The 18148-nt window shown below is 54.8% G+C and carries 15 protein-coding genes and 3 tRNA genes; 1 reads left to right on the top strand and 17 read right to left on the bottom strand.

Annotated features, from left to right (window positions below; all coding sequences use genetic code 11):
* Window positions 1-111: 111 nt before the first annotated feature.
* From rnr to nnr, 13 genes are all read right to left on the bottom strand, one after another.
* Window positions 112-2565: a ribonuclease R gene (gene rnr, locus SD961_RS01015; protein WP_318788559.1), complete on the bottom strand. Its 2454-nt coding sequence runs from the start codon at window positions 2563-2565 to the stop codon at window positions 112-114.
* Window positions 2566-2584: 19 nt separating this feature from the next.
* Window positions 2585-3022, bottom strand: coding sequence for a nitric oxide-sensing transcriptional repressor NsrR (nsrR, locus tag SD961_RS01010; protein ID WP_318788558.1), 438 nt, complete (start codon window positions 3020-3022; stop codon window positions 2585-2587).
* 190 nt (window positions 3023-3212) lie between these two features.
* A complete protein-coding gene (locus SD961_RS01005; protein ID WP_318788557.1) occupies window positions 3213-4511 on the bottom strand; it encodes an adenylosuccinate synthase in 1299 nt (432 codons plus the stop codon).
* Window positions 4512-4608: 97 nt separating this feature from the next.
* On the bottom strand, window positions 4609-4809 hold the full coding sequence (locus SD961_RS01000) for a DUF2065 domain-containing protein (protein WP_318788556.1): 201 nt from the start codon (window positions 4807-4809) through the stop codon (window positions 4609-4611).
* 68 nt (window positions 4810-4877) lie between these two features.
* Window positions 4878-5882, bottom strand: coding sequence for a protease modulator HflC (hflC, locus tag SD961_RS00995; RefSeq protein ID WP_318788555.1), 1005 nt, complete (start codon window positions 5880-5882; stop codon window positions 4878-4880).
* A 3-nt stretch (window positions 5883-5885) separates the two neighbouring features.
* On the bottom strand, window positions 5886-7127 hold the full coding sequence (gene hflK / locus SD961_RS00990; protein WP_318788554.1) for an FtsH protease activity modulator HflK: 1242 nt from the start codon (window positions 7125-7127) through the stop codon (window positions 5886-5888).
* A gap of 70 nt (window positions 7128-7197) precedes the next feature.
* Window positions 7198-8478, bottom strand: a complete 1281-nt coding sequence (hflX, locus tag SD961_RS00985) for a ribosome rescue GTPase HflX (protein WP_318788553.1) — start codon at window positions 8476-8478, stop codon at window positions 7198-7200.
* 202 nt (window positions 8479-8680) lie between these two features.
* Window positions 8681-8989 (bottom strand): RNA chaperone Hfq, encoded by a 309-nt coding sequence (gene hfq, locus SD961_RS00980; RefSeq protein WP_306208402.1) that lies wholly within the window; start codon window positions 8987-8989, stop codon window positions 8681-8683.
* Between the two features lie 102 nt (window positions 8990-9091).
* Window positions 9092-10042 carry a tRNA (adenosine(37)-N6)-dimethylallyltransferase MiaA gene (miaA, locus tag SD961_RS00975; protein ID WP_318788552.1) on the bottom strand — a complete coding sequence of 317 codons (951 nt, stop codon included), beginning with the start codon at window positions 10040-10042 and terminating at the stop codon, window positions 9092-9094.
* Window positions 10035-11969 (bottom strand): DNA mismatch repair endonuclease MutL, encoded by a 1935-nt coding sequence (mutL, locus tag SD961_RS00970; protein ID WP_318788551.1) that lies wholly within the window; start codon window positions 11967-11969, stop codon window positions 10035-10037. Before mutL ends, miaA begins: the two co-directional genes overlap by 8 nt.
* A 74-nt stretch (window positions 11970-12043) precedes the next feature.
* Entirely contained in the window at window positions 12044-13696 is a 1653-nt protein-coding gene (gene amiB, locus SD961_RS00965; protein ID WP_318788550.1) for an N-acetylmuramoyl-L-alanine amidase AmiB, read from the bottom strand.
* Entirely contained in the window at window positions 13693-14169 is a 477-nt protein-coding gene (gene tsaE, locus SD961_RS00960) for a tRNA (adenosine(37)-N6)-threonylcarbamoyltransferase complex ATPase subunit type 1 TsaE (protein ID WP_318788549.1), read from the bottom strand. The genes amiB and tsaE overlap by 4 nt, the downstream gene beginning before the upstream one ends.
* A 2-nt stretch (window positions 14170-14171) precedes the next feature.
* Window positions 14172-15689: a bifunctional ADP-dependent NAD(P)H-hydrate dehydratase/NAD(P)H-hydrate epimerase gene (gene nnr, locus SD961_RS00955; RefSeq protein ID WP_318788548.1), complete on the bottom strand. Its 1518-nt coding sequence runs from the start codon at window positions 15687-15689 to the stop codon at window positions 14172-14174.
* On the opposite strand from nnr, the gene queG reads away from it, so the two are divergent.
* The gene (gene queG / locus SD961_RS00950) at window positions 15688-16824 is read left to right on the top strand and encodes a tRNA epoxyqueuosine(34) reductase QueG (protein ID WP_318788547.1); all 1137 of its coding nucleotides are present in this window, start codon (window positions 15688-15690) and stop codon (window positions 16822-16824) included. The two genes, nnr and queG, sit on opposite strands and share 2 nt — an antisense overlap.
* A gap of 303 nt (window positions 16825-17127) precedes the next feature.
* On the opposite strand, the gene SD961_RS00945 is transcribed toward queG, so the two are convergent.
* The 4 genes from SD961_RS00945 to orn form a co-directional block, all read right to left on the bottom strand.
* Window positions 17128-17203 (bottom strand) — tRNA-Gly (locus SD961_RS00945).
* Between the two features lie 33 nt (window positions 17204-17236).
* Window positions 17237-17312: transfer RNA gene (locus SD961_RS00940), tRNA-Gly, on the bottom strand.
* A 33-nt stretch (window positions 17313-17345) separates the two neighbouring features.
* A tRNA-Gly gene (locus SD961_RS00935) sits at window positions 17346-17421 on the bottom strand.
* A gap of 160 nt (window positions 17422-17581) precedes the next feature.
* Window positions 17582-18127 (bottom strand): oligoribonuclease, encoded by a 546-nt coding sequence (orn, locus tag SD961_RS00930; protein WP_318788546.1) that lies wholly within the window; start codon window positions 18125-18127, stop codon window positions 17582-17584.
* Window positions 18128-18148: the final 21 nt, after the last annotated feature.

Below are 18148 nucleotides of genomic sequence, written 5' to 3'. Positions count from 1 at the left end.
TCATGCGTTGTAGAAAGGGGGCAGAAAGTCACTCTGCCCCCTGATGCTTCTCTGGCTTACAGAGCGCAACAAGCCCGCTCTGTGTCGCCAGGCCTTAAGCGGTAATGCTGCTCAGACAGGATTATCCGTTTTTTTCTTTGGCGCACGGCGTGAACGGCTGCCAGAGGTGCTTTTACGGTTTCGCTCCGCAGGCTTTCTCGGCTTTTTCTCTTTTTGAGCTCCCGCCTCAGCACTCTCATCTTTGGCCTTAGGCTCACGGAAAGCGCTGTCTGGCTCAAAATTGCCTTTTCGCGGTGCCCCACGACGCTTGCCGCTGTTAGAGAAACCGCCTTTTTTGGCCCGGTCGCGCTCTGTTTTGCCTTCGCCACGCGGTTTACGGCTGCTTGAGACCATTGCAAAATCAATTTTGCGCTCGTCCATATGCACCGCTTCCACGCGCACTTCTACCGTATCGCCCAGACGATAGGTTTTGCCGCCGGACTCACCAATCAGACGCTGCCCTACCGCATCGAAGCGATAGTAATCATTGTCCAGCGTGGAGACATGCACCAGACCGTCGATAAACAGATCGGTTAAGCGAACAAAGAAGCCAAAGCCGGTAACGCTTGAGATCACACCCGAGAAGGTTTCACCCACGTGGTCATGCATAAAGTCACACTTCAGCCAGTCGGCTACGTCACGGGTGGCTTCATCTGCACGGCGTTCGGTCATTGAGCAGTGCTGACCTAACTGCAGCATCTGCGGCAGATCGTAATGGAAGCCTCCTGTCGGTGTGGTATTCCCTTCCAGCGTGCCGTTCTCCTTCGCCAGCAGATATTTGATGGCACGGTGCAGCAGCAGATCCGGATAGCGACGGATAGGCGAAGTAAAGTGCGCATAAGAAGCCAGCGCAAGGCCGAAGTGACCACGGTTTTCCGGATCATAAACCGCCTGCTTCATGGAGCGCAGCAGCATTGTTTGCAGCATCTCGGCATCGGTACGGCTGGAGATTTGCTTCAGCAGCTCGGCGTAGTCCAGCGGATGCGGTTTGTTGCCGCCTCCCAGCGTCAGTCCCAGCTCGTTGAGCACGGAGCGGAAGCTCTTGATGTTCTCTTCGCTTGGGCGATCGTGGTCACGGAACAGGGCCGGCTCGTTATTTTTCTCAACATAACGGGCAGAGGCGATGTTCGCCAGGATCATGCACTCTTCAATCAGCTTGTGCGCGTCATTGCGGGAAACCTGTTCAACTCGCTCAATACGGCGCTCGGCATTGAAGACAAATTTGGCCTCATCGCTTTCAAACGAAATACCGCCGCGCTGCTCGCGAGACTTCTCCAGTACCAGATACATGCGGTGCAGCTCTTCCAGGTCTTTAACCAGCGGCTGATATTGCTCACGCAGCTCCTGATCACCCTGCAGAATGCTCCACACTTTGTTGTAGGTCAGACGCGCCCAGGAGTTCATCACCGCTTCATAATGTTTGTAACCGGTTAATTTACCGGTGGCGGAGATGGTCATCTCACAGACCATACAGAGGCGATCAACCTGCGGGTTCAGGGAGCAGAGGCCATTTGAGAGCACTTCAGGCAGCATCGGCACCACCTGGGATGGGAAGTACACCGAGGTGCCACGGTTGACCGCTTCGTCATCAAGCGGCGTGCCCGGACGGACGTAATAGCTTACGTCGGCAATAGCTACCCAGAGACGCCAGCCACCGCCGCGTTTGCGTTCACAGAAGACAGCATCATCGAAGTCACGGGCATCTTCACCATCAATGGTGACCAGCGGCAGATCGCGCAGATCCACACGGCCAGCTTTGGCTTCTTCCGGCACTTCTTCTTTCAGTTTAGCGATCTGGTTTTCCAGTTCCGGAGACCAGGTGTGCGGAATATCGTGGGTACGCAGCGCCATCTCCACCGCCATGCTGGTGCCCATGTTATCACCAAGCACCTCCACGACTTTACCCACGGCCTTGCTGCGGCGGGTAGGACGCTGAACCAGCTCCACTACCACCACATAGCCCATCCGCGCGCCCATCAGATCTTCAGCAGGAAGCAGAATATCAAAGCTCAGGCGGCTGTCGTCTGGCACAACAAAGCCCACGCCCGCTTCGGTGAAGTAGCGACCAACAATCTGGTTGTTACGCGGCTCAAGAACCCTGACCACGCGGGCTTCACGGCGACCTTTACGATCTGCGCCCATAGCCTGAGCCAGGATCACATCGCCATGCATACACATTTTCATCTGCTCAGCAGAGAGATAGAGATCGTCTTTGCTGCCTTCAATCCGCAGGAAGCCAAAGCCGTCGCGGTGGCCGATTACCTTTCCGCGCAGCAGATCGAGGCGCTCTGGCAGCGCGTAGCACTGGCGACGGGTGAAGACCAGCTGGCCATCACGCTCCATGGCGCGCAGGCGGCGGCGTAAGGCTTCAGTCTGCTCTTCGCCGGAGATAGAAAGTTCTGCAGCCAGCTCTTCACGGCTGGCAGGTTTTTCGCGTTTATCCAGATGAGCCAGAATAAATTCGCGACTGGGAATGGGATTATCATATTTTTCAGCTTCCCGTTCCTTAAAAGGATCTTTTGACATAGCGGTTCCTCCGTTGTCATCAACTGCTGAGTGAAGGGTGTTCAACCAGCAATAATTTGTAGAGCGGATGGTTATCTTCCAGCAGATCTGCCAGCGTGTAGCCATCCAAAACGGCCAGAAAACTCTGTACCGCATCGTGCAGCGCCTTTCTCAGGCGGCAGGCCGGGCTGATATGACAGGGGCTACAGTTTACAATCTGCAGCGGTTCCATATCGCGCACTACCTGGCCAATCACAATTTCCGCAGCCGGTTTACCTAAGCGGATGCCGCCATTTTTCCCGCGTACCGCCGCAACATAGCCAGCCCGACTGAGCTGATTGATGATTTTCACCATATGATTACGTGAAACGCCATAAGCTTCTGTCACTTCAGTAATACTGGCCATCTGGCCCGCAGGCAAAGCGGCCAGATAGATCAGCGCACGTAGACCATAGTCGGTAAAACTCGTTAGCTGCACAGTAACCTCAGAAGCCTGGCTGACGCCAGAAGCGATGCCGTAATCCGCTCAAAATGAGTGAGTTATCAATGATGATAAACCAGCCTCTGCGTTTGAGGCCATTTTATTTAAGCAAGCGTTGATAATGAGAAATAAGGCGGGAAGCGCAGACGGAAGAGTAAGGCCGGGCAAGACCCGGCCTTTTTTAACATTATGCGTCAAACGGGTCGCGCAGGATCATAGTTTCGCTACGATCCGGACCGGTAGAGATGATGTCAACCGGCACGCCGGTCACCTCTTCTACACGCTTAATGTAATCACGCGCGGCCTGAGGCAGGCCTTCCAGCGTCTTCACGCCAAAAGTGGTTTCAGACCAGCCCGGCATGCTTTCGTAGATCGGCTCAATCCCTTCCCAACCCTCTGCTGCCAGCGGGGTAGTGGTGACTTCACGGCCATCCGGCATACGGTAAGCAACGCAGATTTTCACCTCTTTCAGGCCATCCAGCACGTCCAGTTTGGTCATGCAGAAGCCAGAAAGGGAGTTGATCTGCACCGCACGACGCACGGCAACGGCATCCAGCCAGCCGGTACGACGACGACGGCCAGTGGTAGCGCCGAACTCGTTACCCTGCGCGCAGAGGAATTCACCCGTTTCGTCGAATAATTCCGTCGGGAAAGGACCTGCGCCCACGCGGGTTGAGTAGGCTTTAACGATACCCAGCACGTAATCCACATAACGTGGACCAATGCCTGAACCCGTTGCCACGCCGCCTGCAGTAGTGTTGGAGGAGGTCACGTAGGGATAGGTACCATGGTCGATATCCAGCAGCGTACCCTGAGCCCCTTCAAACATGATCAGATCGCCACGCTGACGTGCGCCATCCAGCAGTTCAGAAACGTCAACCACCATGCCGGTCAGGATGTCGGCAATAGCCAGCACATCGCTCAGCACTTTGTCGTAATCAACCGCTTCTTCTTTGTAGTAGTTCACCAGCTGGAAGTTGTGATATTCCATCACTTCTTTCAGTTTTGCGGCGAAGGTTTCCTTGTTGAAGAGATCGCCTACGCGCAGGCCACGGCGGGCCACTTTATCTTCGTAAGCAGGGCCGATACCCCGACCGGTAGTCCCGATCGCTTTCGCACCACGCGCTTTCTCACGCGCCACGTCCAGCGCCACGTGATATTCGAGGATTAAAGGGCAGGCTTCAGAAATAAACAGACGTTCACGTACCGGGAAGCCGCGATCTTCCAGACCTTTCATCTCTTTCATCAGCGCAGCCGGAGAGAGCACCACACCGTTGCCGATGATGCTGGTCACGTTTTCACGCAGAATGCCTGATGGAATTAAATGGAGGACGGTTTTCTCACCGTTGATGACTAGCGTATGGCCAGCGTTATGGCCGCCCTGATAGCGCACAACATATTTTGCACGTTCAGTCAGGAGGTCAACAATCTTACCTTTACCTTCGTCACCCCATTGGGTGCCCAGTACGACGACGTTCTTACCCATTTCTCAAAATCACCGATTGCTTAAAAATGGATTCTACCACCGTAAAACCCGTCTTTCAGCTCTTTTAGCATACGATTGCGGACTTTTTTGCCTGCGTTTAGCTGCCGCCGTGCACACTTATCATGTAGTAGATCACCGCGCCGGCTACCACCAGCCCACCGCCAAAACGGCGCAGCAGGGTGTCTGGTAACTGCGCCATCGATAATATCATCCGTCGCCAGATACGCGGCAGCAGTACCGGGCCCAGACCTTCTAAAACCAGCACTAAGGCCAGCGCCATCCAAATGGTTGGGTTCATTCTGTTTTCCGCTGATGAGCATAAAAAAGGGGCCGGAAAAATCCGGCCCCTTGCTTTATAACAGATTCTTAGCGGGTGGCGTTAGAAGGCGATTTCATAAAGCGGAAGAAATCGCTGTCCGGGCTCAGCACCATCACATCCTGGTTGCTGTTGAAGCTGTTTTCATAGGCACGCAGGCTACGAATGAAGGCGTAGAAGTCCGGGTCCTGGCTGAATGCGTCAGCAAACAGTTTGGCCGCTTCGGCATCTCCCTCACCCTGAGTGATCAGCGCCTGGCGACGTGCTTCTGCCAGCGTACGCTCCACTTCATAGTCCGCCTGCGCTCTGACTTTAGCCGCTTCTTCCGCACCCTGAGCACGCTGGCTACGGGCCACAGATTCACGCTCAGCACGCATACGGGCATAGATAGCATCGGAGACTTCGGTCGGCAGGTTAATCTGCTTGATGCGCACATCCACAACCTGAATACCCAATGCCGCCATGCTGTTTGGATTGATAGCTGGCTCATTGCTGGTGGTTTCACGCTCAACGCGTGCCGCCGCTGACGCGATAGCATCATCTGCCGCAGGCGTCGCCACATCATCATCCTGACCTGCGCTACCCGTGTTCAGCGCATCACGCACATCGGTAGTCAGACGGCCACGGGAGTCAGTAACGATATCCTTCACGTCCAGGCGACCGATTTCAGAACGCAAACGGTCACTGAACTTACGCTTCAGCAGCACTTCCGCCTGAGAGACGTCGCCGCCACCCGTGGCCAGATAGTAACGGCTAAAGTCGCTGATACGCCATTTGATATAGGAATCGACGATCAGATCTTTCTTCTCTTTGGTGACGAAGCGGTCGGCCTGGTTATCCATGGTCTGAATACGGGCATCCAGCGACTTCACGGATTCCAGGAATGGGATCTTGAAGTGCAGACCTGGCGCATAGACCAGCGGTTTGTTTTCATCATCACGCAGAACTTTGCCGAAGCGCATCACAATACCGCGCTGGCCTTCCTGCACCACAAACAGTGACGCGTAAAGCACCACCAGCACAACAATCAATACAACGATTAATGGCTTACGCATCGCTTACTCTCTCCCTTCGCGCTGGGTATCGTTACGCTGAGCATTCACCCGGCGCTGATCCATGATGTCGTCCGGGCTGAACGACGAACTGCCGGTGGCGCGATCGTTACTGTTCGCCGGTGGCATGCGCAGCAAGCTGCTGCCGCCGTCCCGGTTATTACTCGTTGTTCCGCCAGTCTGTCCACGCATGATCTGATCCAGTGGCAGCACCATCAGGCTGTTGCCTTTATCATTGACCAGAATCTTACGGGTATGACCCAGCACGCGTTCCATGGTCTCGATATAGAGACGTTCACGGGTAATCTGCGGCGCGGCCTTATATTCCGGCAGGATGCGGGCAAAGCTGTCCACTTCACCCTGAGCTTCCAGCGTGACGCGCGCTTTATAGGCGCGGGCTTTTTCTAAAATGCCCTGCGCATCACCACGGGCGCGTGGCAGTTTGTCATTGGCATAGGCTTCAGCCTCACGGACGGACTGCTCGCGGTTTTCGCGCGCGGCAATGGCATCATCGAACGACGCCTTAACATCTTCCGGTGGACGTGCCGTCTGGAAGTTAACATCCAGCAGCGTGATGCCCATATCGTAAGGACGGATAGTCTCTTCCAGCTCGCGCTGGGTATCGCTACGCACCACGGTACGGCCTTCGGTCAGAATGCGGTCCATGGTTGAACGGCCAATAACGCCACGCAGCGCGCTGTCCGTTGCCTGACGCAAGCTGTCATCCGCGCTGGTTACCGCAAACAGGTAGCGCTCAGGGTTAGTGACGCGGTACTGCACGTTCATTTCAACGCGTACAACGTTCTCATCAGAGGTCAACATGGTGCCGGAAGCCGACAGCTCGCGCACCGCCTCCACATTCACCGCACGGACCTGATCGATAAAGGTCGGTTTCCAGTTAAGACCAGGCTCAACCAGATGACTGAATTTACCGAAGCGTGTTACCACACCGCGTTCCGCTTCTTTGATGGTGTAGAAACCACTACCGGCCCAAATCACTACCGCCGCAACCACGACAATACCAATCAGACGACCACTGCGATTAGGACCAGATTGTCCGCCGCTGTTGTCGTTTTTACCACCGCCGAAACCGCCAAGCTTTTTGCTCAGCTTACGAAAAATATCATCCAAATCAGGAGGCCCCTTATCGCGCCCTCCCTTATTTCCCCCAGAGTTGCCGCCTTGATTATTGCTGCTCCCCCACGGGTCGCGGTCCTGTCCGTTATTCCCGGGCTGATTCCACGCCATGTTTATACTCCATATAATTGTGTGTGCGGTGGTATCCCAAGGCCGGGATACGCGTGTCAGGCAAAATCAGTCAAACAATGTAATCCACCAGCGTCGGTTCCTGTTTACACAGTCGACGCCAGTCAACGATTGGCATGCGTATTTGTAAACTTACGCTACCATCGTCTTCGTTCCACTCTTTTTCTATCGCCTGAAGCTGATAAAAACGGCTGCGTAACCGCCCTGCTTCTGGCGGCAGACGCAAATTATACTGCGCAATTTCGCCCGCCAGCCGCTCGGTCAGCGCCTGGAACAGCAGCGAAATCCCCTCTCCCGTCTGGGCGGAAAGCCAGACGCGGACCGGCAAATTCTCTTCATCACGATCGATTCTCGGCACAAATTCTTCGAGCATGTCGATCTTATTCATCACCTGAAGCGTGGGGATCTCATTGGATTCGATCTCTTCCAGCACCTCTTCAACAGCTTTAATATTTTCATCAACACGCAGGTCAGAAGCATCAATCACGTGGATTAAGAGCGTCGCTTCACGCGTTTCCTGCAGCGTGGCTTTAAATGCCGCCACTAAATCATGCGGCAGATGACGAATAAACCCAACGGTATCCGCCAGCACCACTTCGCCGACATCTTCAACGTCAACGCGCCGCAGCGTCGGGTCCAGCGTGGCAAACAGCTGGTCAGCGACATAAACCTCAGCGGAGGTCAGGCGATTAAACAGCGTGGATTTCCCGGCATTGGTATACCCCACCAGTGAAAGGGTAGGTACATCAGCCTTGTTACGCGCCTGACGCCCCTGTTCACGCTGTTTCGCCACGCGCTCAAGACGCGAGAGAATCAGCGTAATACGATTGCGCAGTAAGCGACGGTCTGTTTCCAACTGCGTTTCACCCGGGCCGCGCAGGCCAATACCGCCTTTCTGGCGTTCAAGGTGAGTCCAGCCCCGTACAAGACGAGTAGCCAGATGGCGCAGCTGTGCCAGCTCCACCTGCAGTTTACCTTCATGGGTACGGGCGCGTTGGGCAAAGATATCCAGGATCAGACCTGTCCGGTCGATGACTCGGCATTCACAAAGGGCTTCCAGGTTTCGTTCCTGGGCCGGGCTAAGGGCGTGATCGAACAGCACCACCGATGCACCGCTGGCTTTTACTGCCTCTGCAATCTCTACAGCCTTTCCTTCACCGACGAAATATTTTGGATGGGGCGCTTTTCGGCTACCGGTAATAACTCGCAGCGCTTCGACACCCGCAGAAGAGACCAGGGTTTCGAATTCCTGCAAATCTTCCATATCCCGGTCTTGGGAAAAATAGATGTGTACCAGTACGGCCTGCTCACCGGCATCATAACGGTCAAACAAACTTAAAACCTCTCAGAACCTTGTTAAACCTGCTACACGGATGGCCATACTGCGTGAATATCAGATTTTAAATGCGCGCCTGCTGAAGCAGACGGCGTTTTTTTGCGCGATATGGCCTCGCTGGTCAGCGAAGAGCCTTTCGGGCGAACTGCCAGGACGGGGAACCTGGTTAAAGAGGTGCCCCGTCATGGAAGCGCAGTCATTACTCTGCGTCGTCACTCTCTTGCTGAGGCTGAGTAGAAGCCCCCTGGGTGCTGCCATGATGATAGTTGCTGCTTCCGCCACCCGTATTGTTGCTATGATGGGAGACCGGGCGGGACGGAACAACAGTAGAGATAGCGTGCTTGTACACCATCTGGCTAACCGTGTTCTTCAATAAAATTACAAATTGATCAAACGACTCGATCTGACCCTGAAGTTTGATACCATTCACCAAATAAATCGAAACCGGAACACGTTCACGACGCAGCGCGTTTAAGAACGGATCTTGCAATGATTGCCCCTTAGCCATTCTATCTTTTCCTTATATGCTTGTTGTTTACTACTTAAGAGCATGAACGCTCTGAAATACTGCGTAAAAATTTGCGCAAGATAATGCACTAATTGTACACAATCACCCAGGCTTCGCACTAAGAACCTGTAACAGGGTATCCTGTGCGGCTTCCGGTTGTTCGCTATCCAGCCAGTGAACCTCCTTCCAGCCACGCAACCAGGTTATCTGTCGCTTAGCCAGCTGCCGGGTCGCACAAATTCCCCGATAAACCATGTCATCGTAAGTGATTTCGCCCGCTAAATATGACCACATCTGGCGATAACCCACACAACGAATGGAAGGCATGTCCGTATGCAAATCACCTCGTGCGTATAACGCCCGAGCCTCCGCTTCAAACCCTGACGCCAACATCTGCTGAAAACGCAGCTCAATACGCTGATGGATCGCTTCGCGATGCTGAGGCGCAATCGCGAACTGGACAACATCGTAGGGCAACGCTTCGCCAGCGGTTTTAGTCAGTTCCGTTAAAGTTTTACCCGAAATAAAAAAAACTTCCAGTGCTCGCGAGAGTCTCTGGGGATCATTCGGATGAATACGATTTCCAGCAACGGGATCTATCTCACATAATTGACGATGAAGGGCATCCCACCCCCTTTCATTCGCCTGCTGCTCAATACGCTGACGCACTTCCGGATCCGCCGGGGGCAACGGCGACAATCCTTCCAGCAAAGCCTTGTAATAGAGCATGGTGCCACCAACAAGCAACGGAATACGACCGCTTTGGGTAATCTCCGCCATTTCTGCGAGCGCATCCCGACGAAACTCTGCGGCGGAATAGGCCTCAGAAGGGTCGCGAATGTCCAGCAAACGATGGGGTGCCAACGCCAGTTCTTCTGCGGAAGGTTTGGCAGTACCAATATCCATTCCGCGATAGATCAGAGCCGAATCGACGCTGATTAACTCAACCGGCAGCTGCTGACGTAATGCAATTGCCAGCGCGGTTTTACCGGAAGCCGTTGGCCCCATCAAAAAAATTGCCTTTGGCCGGCCAGCCTTGGATGTTTCACTCATGCTTCAGGGCGTTCATCGCCAGTTCTGTATCGATGTGCTGTAAAAAACCAGAAGGTGGCGATTTCAGTAACTGCGGACAAAGTCGTTCAACTTCAGCCAGCAGTGCAATCGCCTGCGAGTGATTCCAGTGTGGATGCTCTGCGGCACAATGGCGCGCTAACCATTGCGCCACCTGCGTTGCCGACGCATCCTGCTGCCGGGCGAGATAGCCTAACAGGTCTGGAATCAAGTTTTGTAAATTTTGTTGGCGTAATGGTAAAGGTACGGCACGAAGCGTCACGTGATGCGAATCTGCCTGCAGATCAATGCCCATTCTCGCCAATAAATCGGCATGCTGGCCTATCGCTTCCCGCTCCGGCTTCTCCATTTTCAGCCGCACCGGAATCAGCAGCGGCTGCGGTTTCAGCCCCTCCACGCCTGGCTCCAGCTGCGCCTGTTTCAGCCAGCGCTCCGCCACCGGTAGATTGATCAGCGCCAGCCGCTCCTGTGCTTCAACCACGGCATAGCACTCCCTGAGCACCGTCAGTACGCGGCCAAAGCTCTGACTGTGAGCGCTGAGCGGCGTCTCCCTGGCTTTTTCGGGCAGTGGCTGTGGCTCTTCAGCCCTGGCGCTTTCCGGTGTTTGCAGGAGCTGCTGATAGGCTTTCCCTTCCCTTTTCTGGTAGGCCGGTTCCTGGCGCTGCCAGGCAGGGGAAGCCGCGCCCGTCTTTGACGTTCCGCCCGACACTGATGAAGTAGCCACGGTGGCGCGTCGGTCTGAACCTGATGAAGCGCCACGGGCGACGGAATTGCCTTGTGCATAAGAGCCTGAACCCTCGTCCTGCCCTGACGTGCTTGCCGGCGCCGGAATGGCGAAATGGTTTCCGCCCGCTGCCTGACGATTTTCAGGCTGCCAGCGGGCAGGATCTTCTGTCTCGCTGGCGGGTGTGCCCGTCTCCTGTAGCACGCTCACCACCCCCTGATAGATGAAGTCATGTACCAGTCGTGACTGATGAAAGCGCACTTCATGCTTGGCGGGATGGACGTTAACGTCTACCTGATGCGGATCGATTTCCAGATAGAGCACATAGGCGGGCTGGTGATTCTCTCCCAGCTTGTCCTGATAGGCCTGGCGGATGGCATGATTGATCAACCGATCGCGCATCATCCGGCCATTCACGTAGCAATATTGCAGATCCGTAATAGTGCGCGATCCCACAGGGTCAGCCACCCAACCCCGCAGGCTCAGATCGCCATGCTGCCACTCAATCGCCAGGGCGTGGGTCAGAAAACCCGTTCCGCAAATCGCGCCAAGCCTGCGTTCACGCTGGCTGCTCTCTTTCACGCCGCGATACTGGCGGATCAATTTACCGTTGTGGGTCAGTGAAAAGGCGACATCAAACCGCGCCAGCGCAATACGGCGGATAATTTCATCTATGTGGGTGAATTCAGTTTTCTCGGTGCGCATAAATTTGCGCCGGGCTGGCGTGTTATAGAAGAGATCTAATACTTCCAGCGTGGTTCCCACCGGGTGGGCCGCAGGCTTTAACGTCACCGCCATCTCACGGCCTTCGGCGTAGGCTTGCCATGCTTCTGCCTGCATTGCTGTGCGCGAGGTCAGCGTGAGCCTTGATACTGAACTGATACTGGCCAGCGCTTCACCCCGGAAACCGAGGCTGGTAATCGCTTCCAGATCGTCCAGCGTGGTGATTTTGCTGGTGGCGTGACGCGCAAGCGCCATCGACAGCTCATCTTTACCAATACCGCTGCCGTTGTCGCGGATGCGGATCAGCTTCGCGCCACCCTTATCAATCTCGATATCGATGCGCGTGGCACCGGCGTCCAGACTATTTTCCACCAGCTCTTTGACTACCGACGCTGGCCGCTCCACCACTTCACCAGCGGCTATCTGGTTAGCAAGCTGAGGAGGCAACACCTGAATCGGCATAGTTAAGTCCTTGTGATAAATGAAATTGCCCGAACGGCCTGCAAACGTCAGGAAACAAGACGCTGCCGCCAGCTTTACGAAGCCGGAATTTTCAGGGTCTGCCCCAGCATAACGTTTTGCGACTTCATTTTATTCGCCTGCTGTATCGCCTGCGGGCTGACGCCATAATGGGCGGCAATGGCGGTGAGCGAGTCGCCACGCACCACTTTATGCCGTGTCGGCGTTTTCGCCACGCTGCCGCCCGCCGGAACTTTTAATCGCTGTCCAACCCAGACGACATCGCGCTTCAGGGAATTAAGTGAGCGCAACGTCGACATACTCACGCCATATTGCGCGGCGATGCCGGAAAGCGTCTCTCCCCGTTTTACCACATGGCGCTGAGTTGCCCCAGTGTATTGGGTCGATTCAGGTGCCGGGTTGGGTTCAACATTAACCGCCGCTGCGGACTGCAAGGGGCGGTTTTCCTCCTTTGGGATAGATTGCAGCGGGTGCGCCAGGAAGTAGTTGCGGAGTCCTTTATAAATCGACTCGGCAATCTTCTGCTGGTATGCGCTACTGCCCAGCAGTCGCTCCTCCGAAGGATTACTGATAAAGCCGGTTTCCACCAGCAGAGAGGGAATATCCGGCGAGCGAAGCACGCCCAGGCTGGCATGTTCCGGCCGACGCTTATGAAGCGACCCCACGCGCTGAAGCTGCGCAATAACCTTAACAGCGACATCATAGCCAACCCGCTGCGAGTGGCCGAACTGCAGATCCAGTACCGCCTGGCTGAGGTAGGGATCTGCCTGACTGTTCGCCAACAGATCTCCCGCCCCGCCCAGTAGCTCAGACTGCTTCTCATGCTGCTCCAGCCAGCCCGCCATCTCACTGTTGGCACGACGGTTAGAGAGCACCCAGACAGAGGCACCGGAGGCGCTGCGGTTCGGCGCGGCATCGGCATGCACAGAGACCAGTACGTTGGCATTCTGCTTGCGCGCAACGTCTGAACGTCCCATCACCGAGATAAAGTAGTCGCCGTCGCGGGTCATTACCCCTTTGAACATCGGGTCAACATTCAGCAACGCCTTGAGCTTGCGGGCAATTGCGATGGTCACATTCTTCTCTTTCAAGCCGCCCGGGCCAATCGCGCCGGGGTCCTGACCACCATGACCGGCATCAATTGCCACAATCACCTGCTCATTGACTGAGCGAGGCGTTCTGCCAGGCGCCACAACCTGGTTGCCGCTGGTAACGGTTGTCACAGGGTTGGCTTTAAAAGGATTCTCTTTCGGAGAAGAAGATGCGCTTCGTGAAGCGCTGCTCACTGCAGCCGCACTACGGGTTGATCTGGTGGCGGATTTGGTGCCGTTGATGGTGAACACCACATTGTAGTTATTGCCGTTACGCTGCGTGACGGCACGGGTTTTGCCCGCCTGCGTCAGCTCAAACACCAGCCGGATACTTTGATTATCTTTAGGCTGGCTGGAGCGAATGCGCTTAACAATATTCTCGCCGCTGAAGCTTAGCGGCAGCCCTTTTACCACGCCGCTTTGACGAATATCCAGCACCACCCGGTCAGGGTTATGCAGCGGGAAAAAACCATAGATGGGCTGTCCGCTGAAACTCAGCGTTACGGTGGCTTTGTCATCACCGTTGGAGACCTGGATATCGGATAAATTGGCTGCAAGCGTGCTGAATGTGGACAGTAAAAGCGCCAGTACCAAACCAAACTTCATGCGCAATCTCATTGCCAATCCTTTTCCGCCGCGACTTGCTGAACCATCTTTTCCCCAACGGCGCTGCAGGCGGTGAGTTTTGCCTGACGCGCGTCGCCCTGATAACTCAGGGATAATTCAATATCCGGCACGGGCAGGAAGCCGGCGCCCTGTTGCGGCCACTCCACCAGGCAGATGCTTTCGCCGGTGAAATAGTCGCGGATGCCCATAAATTCAAGCTCTTCCGGGTCGGCCAGGCGATAGAGATCGAAGTGGTAAATCTGCCGGTCGGGCAAAAGATAGGGTTCCACCAGCGTATAGGTAGGGCTTTTAACGTTGCCCTTATGACCTGACGCCTGCAGGAAACCGCGGCTGAAAGTGGTTTTTCCGGCGCCCAGGTCGCCATAAAGATAGATGGTCACCGCGCCCTGACTGGCACGGGCCAGACTGGCACCTAAAGCGAGGGTTGCAGCCTCATCGGACAATGCGATTACACAGGTCTTCATGCTTATTTATTCAGAATCTCTGGATTAACAAAAAGATACAGCTCGGAAAAAAGATCGGTCGCCACCATTCCCCTCGTGCCATAGCGGGCAGAAACCGCTTCAGCCGCCGCACCGTGGGCTACGCATCCTGCGCAGGCTGCATCGAACAGTGAGAGCTTTTGCCCTAACAAACTGCCAATGATGCCTGACAATACATCTCCCATACCGCCGGAAGCCATGCCTGCATTCCCCACATCGGCAAAGGCCATCTCACCGGTTTCACTGGCGATAATGGTGCCCGCCCCTTTCAGTACCACTACGCCACCGTAGCGCTTTGCCAATTCTCTGGCTGAATGTAAGCGGTCACTCTCAATTTCACTGGTCTTGCCGTTCAGTAAGCGAGCCGCTTCACCCGGATGGGGGGTAATTATCCGATTTTGACGTTTATCGGGTCTGATTGCCAGCAGGTTAAGCGCATCTGCGTCCCAAAGCATCGGTTTCTGAGAATTTTCCACCTTTTCCAGCGCTTTTTTCCCCCATTCACCCTGGCCCAGGCCGGGACCGACTACGATCACGTCCGCCCACTCCAGAGCCTCGTCAATCGCCTGTCCCGTTAATTCCTGTACCATCAGTTCGGGCCGCGCCGTCAGCAGCGGCGTAATATTGTCTTTGTGAGTAAGTACTCGCACTAATCCCGCTCCAGCGCGCAGCGCCGCTTCTCCCGTCATGCGAATGGCGCCAGCGGTGCCGTGATCGCCGCCGATAATAACCAGCTTGCCATGATCTCCTTTATGCGAGGTGGGCTTGCGGGGTTGCAACCAACGTGAAAGCGAGGAGGCATCAAAACGTGCCAGAGGCGCTTCCTGCCCGGCAAGCCAGCTGTCGAGGCTCAGGGCGTGGAAATGCAATTGCCCGATATAATCGCGCGCTTTGCCGGTTAACAAGCCCGGCTTAAGGGCGATAAACGTCAGCGTGTGGGTGGCGGATATCACAGCACCAGGCGCTGTACCGTTAGCAGCTACTAACCCTGAAGGAATATCTACCGCAAAAATATCGGCCCGATGCGCATTCGCTTTATCGATCAGTTCGGTGTAAGGCGTTTCTGGCGGCCGGTTTAACCCCGTTCCCAGCAACGCATCGACAATCACATCAACTTTTTCCGGCCAGGTAGTAGCCGGATCGTGAATAACGCCGCCTGCCGCCAGCCAGGCATCCCGTGCCTGTGCCGCTTCTTCAGGCAGCGGTTTGCTGCCTTCGCAAGCGATCACCGTGACGGAAAGCCCCGCCGACTGGGCGAGTCTGGCGACCACAAACCCATCGCCGCCGTTATTACCCTGCCCACACAAAATCAACCAGTGAAGGCTGTCAGGCCACTGTTTACGCAGTGTGGCAAAAGCTGCTTCCCCCGCCCGCTGCATCAGTTCAAACATCGTTAAGCCCAGCGCATCTGCGGCTTCCTGCTCAAGCTGCGCCATCGCCTCTACAGGCCAGACAGAATAGGGTAAACTGGTGGGGTTAATTTGTTGGTTTAGGTTAGTCATGTCGCATCCTCTCGATCTCCATCAACTTGCCCGGGATATTAAACAGTGGGGGCAGGAACTCGGCTTTCAGCAAGTGGGCATCTGTGATACAGATTTAAGCCCTGAAGAGCCGCGCCTGCAGGCCTGGCTGGACAACCAGTATCATGGAGAGATGGAGTGGATGGCGCGTCACGGCATGATGCGCGCCCGTCCCCATGAACTGTTGCCCGGTACGCTGCGGGTCATCAGCGTACGGATGAATTATCTTCCCGCCAAAGCGGCCTTCGCCAGCACCCTGAAAAATCCTGAGCTGGGCTATGTCAGCCGCTATGCTCTCGGGCGCGATTACCATAAAGTATTACGCAATCGACTGAAAAAGCTCGGAGACTTAATCCGCGAACGCTGTTCAGAGGCGCAGTTCCGCCCTTTCGTGGACTCCGCACCGGTTCTGGAAAGGCCGCTGGCAGCAAAAGCGGGACTGGGCTGGACAGGCAAACATTCGCTGATTCTCAACCGTGAAGCGGGATCGTGGTTTTTCCTTGGCGAGCTGCTGATCGATCTGCCGCTGCCCGTTGATCAACCGCAGGAAGAGCAGTGTGGGCGCTGCGTTGCCTGCCTGACTATCTGCCCCACCAACGCCATTGTCGAACCCTATAAAGTAGACGCCAGACGCTGCATTTCCTATATGACCATTGAGTTGGAGGGCGCAATTCCGGAAGAGTTCAGGCCGCTGATTGGTAACAGGATCTACGGCTGCGATGATTGTCAGTTGATCTGTCCCTGGAATCGCTATGGTCAGTTGACCGATGAAGAGGACTTCAGCCCTCGTGCCGTGCTGCACGCCCCGCCGCTGACGGAGCTGTTCGCCTGGGATGAGGCAAAATTCCTGCGGACAACGGAAGGTTCAGCCATACGGCGTATTGGTCATCTGCGTTGGTTGCGCAACATTGCCGTGGCGCTGGGTAACGCGCCCTGGTCAGCAGAAAATGTTGCCGCGCTGGAAGCCAGGCTGGGGGAAAATGCGATGCTGGATGAACATATTCGCTGGGCGCTCAACCAGCAGTTAGCCCGCCGCAGTGAAAATGCCATAGCGATAAATGGACAGCAGAAAAGGCTGGTAAGGGCAGTAGAAAAAGGATTAACACGCGATGCATAAGTGTACAGCCGGGCTGTGGCTAAATTTGTCCACACGCTGTGTATAAAAATAAAAACTTGTTGTCATTCAATCGTAACAGAAAGCACAAGCGATCCGGATAACAATTTGTAATATTGATATAAGCTGTAAAAACAATAGATTACATAATAAACGTAAGCATTTACTTCCCAACAGAGCACGCTATGTACAGGATTAACTTGTGGATAACTCTGTTAAAGAACTTTTGCAAAAGGTGATAAAAAGCGACGCGCAGGCGGCTTATCCCTGTGGATAAATCGACTGTAAAAAAGAAGGGTGATGTTCTGGAGCGGGAAACGAGACTCGAACTCGCGACCCCGACCTTGGCAAGGTCGTGCTCTACCAACTGAGCTATTCCCGCTTGGATATCTGGTGACGGTCTGCAACAAACATTTGGAGCGGGAAACGAGACTCGAACTCGCGACCCCGACCTTGGCAAGGTCGTGCTCTACCAACTGAGCTATTCCCGCTTGGGTGCTTGCTGCAATACTACAAAATCAATTTGGAGCGGGAAACGAGACTCGAACTCGCGACCCCGACCTTGGCAAGGTCGTGCTCTACCAACTGAGCTATTCCCGCTCTGCGTAACGAGTAAAAAAGTGTCTCGGTACGGGGTGCGCATTATACGAGAAAACAGACCTGCCGCAAGCCTGTTAACGGAAAAAATTTCTCTTTTTCGCTCGACTGCTGATTAAATCAACAAAGTGGTAATTTAATCAGCAATGACAGGCAATTTGGTTTACAGCTGGATAAAATGTTCGCGGTAATAAGCCAGTTCCGCTACCGATTCACGAATATCATCCATCGCCTGGTGAGTGCCCTGCTTTTTAAAACCTGGCAAAATAGCGGGCTTCCAGCGGCGTGCCAGCTCCTTCAGCGTGCTGACGTCAAGGTAACGGTAGTGGAAGTAAGCTTCCAGTTCCGGCATATATTTAAACAGGAAGCGACGATCCTGGCCGATGCTGTTGCCACAAATGGGTGAACTGTTGGCAGGCACCCACTCTTGCAAAAAGGCGATGGTCGCCAGTTCTGCCGCACGGTCATCATACTGGCTGGCCTTAACGCGCTCGACAAGACCGCTGTTGGTATGCGTGTTTACATTCCACTCGTCCATCAGCGCAAGCTGAGCATCGGACTGATGCACGGCAAAGACCGGGCCTTCCGCCAGGATATTGAGATCGGCATCGGTTACCAGGGTGGCAATCTCAATAATACGATCCTGTTCCGGGTCCAGCCCGGTCATTTCAAGGTCAATCCAAATCAGGTTACTGGCATTTGCAGGCATAGGGATCCTCACCGTGGCTTA

Source organism: Erwinia sp. MMLR14_017 (assembly GCF_033657285.1).
Classification (GTDB): Bacteria; Pseudomonadota; Gammaproteobacteria; order Enterobacterales; family Enterobacteriaceae; genus Erwinia.
The sequence above is the reverse complement of the archived record's forward strand: the minus strand, read 5'-3'. Positions and strand labels throughout refer to the sequence as shown.

Excerpts from the sequence above, each read along its gene's own strand:
- amiB (WP_318788550.1), bottom strand. The coding sequence starts at position 13,696 with ATGAGATTGCGCATGAAGTTTGGTTTGGTACTGGCGCTTTTACTGTCC.
- nnr (WP_318788548.1), bottom strand. The coding sequence starts at position 15,689 with ATGACTAACCTAAACCAACAAATTAACCCCACCAGTTTACCCTATTCT.
- miaA (WP_318788552.1), bottom strand. The coding sequence starts at position 10,042 with ATGAGTGAAACATCCAAGGCTGGCCGGCCAAAGGCAATTTTTTTGATG.
- SD961_RS01005 (WP_318788557.1), bottom strand. The coding sequence starts at position 4,511 with ATGGGTAAGAACGTCGTCGTACTGGGCACCCAATGGGGTGACGAAGGT.
- queG (WP_318788547.1), top strand. The coding sequence starts at position 15,688 with ATGTCGCATCCTCTCGATCTCCATCAACTTGCCCGGGATATTAAACAG.
- hflK (WP_318788554.1), bottom strand. The coding sequence starts at position 7,127 with ATGGCGTGGAATCAGCCCGGGAATAACGGACAGGACCGCGACCCGTGG.
- hflC (WP_318788555.1), bottom strand. The coding sequence starts at position 5,882 with ATGCGTAAGCCATTAATCGTTGTATTGATTGTTGTGCTGGTGGTGCTT.
- orn (WP_318788546.1), bottom strand. The coding sequence starts at position 18,127 with ATGCCTGCAAATGCCAGTAACCTGATTTGGATTGACCTTGAAATGACC.
- SD961_RS01000 (WP_318788556.1), bottom strand. The coding sequence starts at position 4,809 with ATGAACCCAACCATTTGGATGGCGCTGGCCTTAGTGCTGGTTTTAGAA.
- tsaE (WP_318788549.1), bottom strand. The coding sequence starts at position 14,169 with ATGAAGACCTGTGTAATCGCATTGTCCGATGAGGCTGCAACCCTCGCT.
- rnr (WP_318788559.1), bottom strand. The coding sequence starts at position 2,565 with ATGTCAAAAGATCCTTTTAAGGAACGGGAAGCTGAAAAATATGATAAT.
- hfq (WP_306208402.1), bottom strand. The coding sequence starts at position 8,989 with ATGGCTAAGGGGCAATCATTGCAAGATCCGTTCTTAAACGCGCTGCGT.
- mutL (WP_318788551.1), bottom strand. The coding sequence starts at position 11,969 with ATGCCGATTCAGGTGTTGCCTCCTCAGCTTGCTAACCAGATAGCCGCT.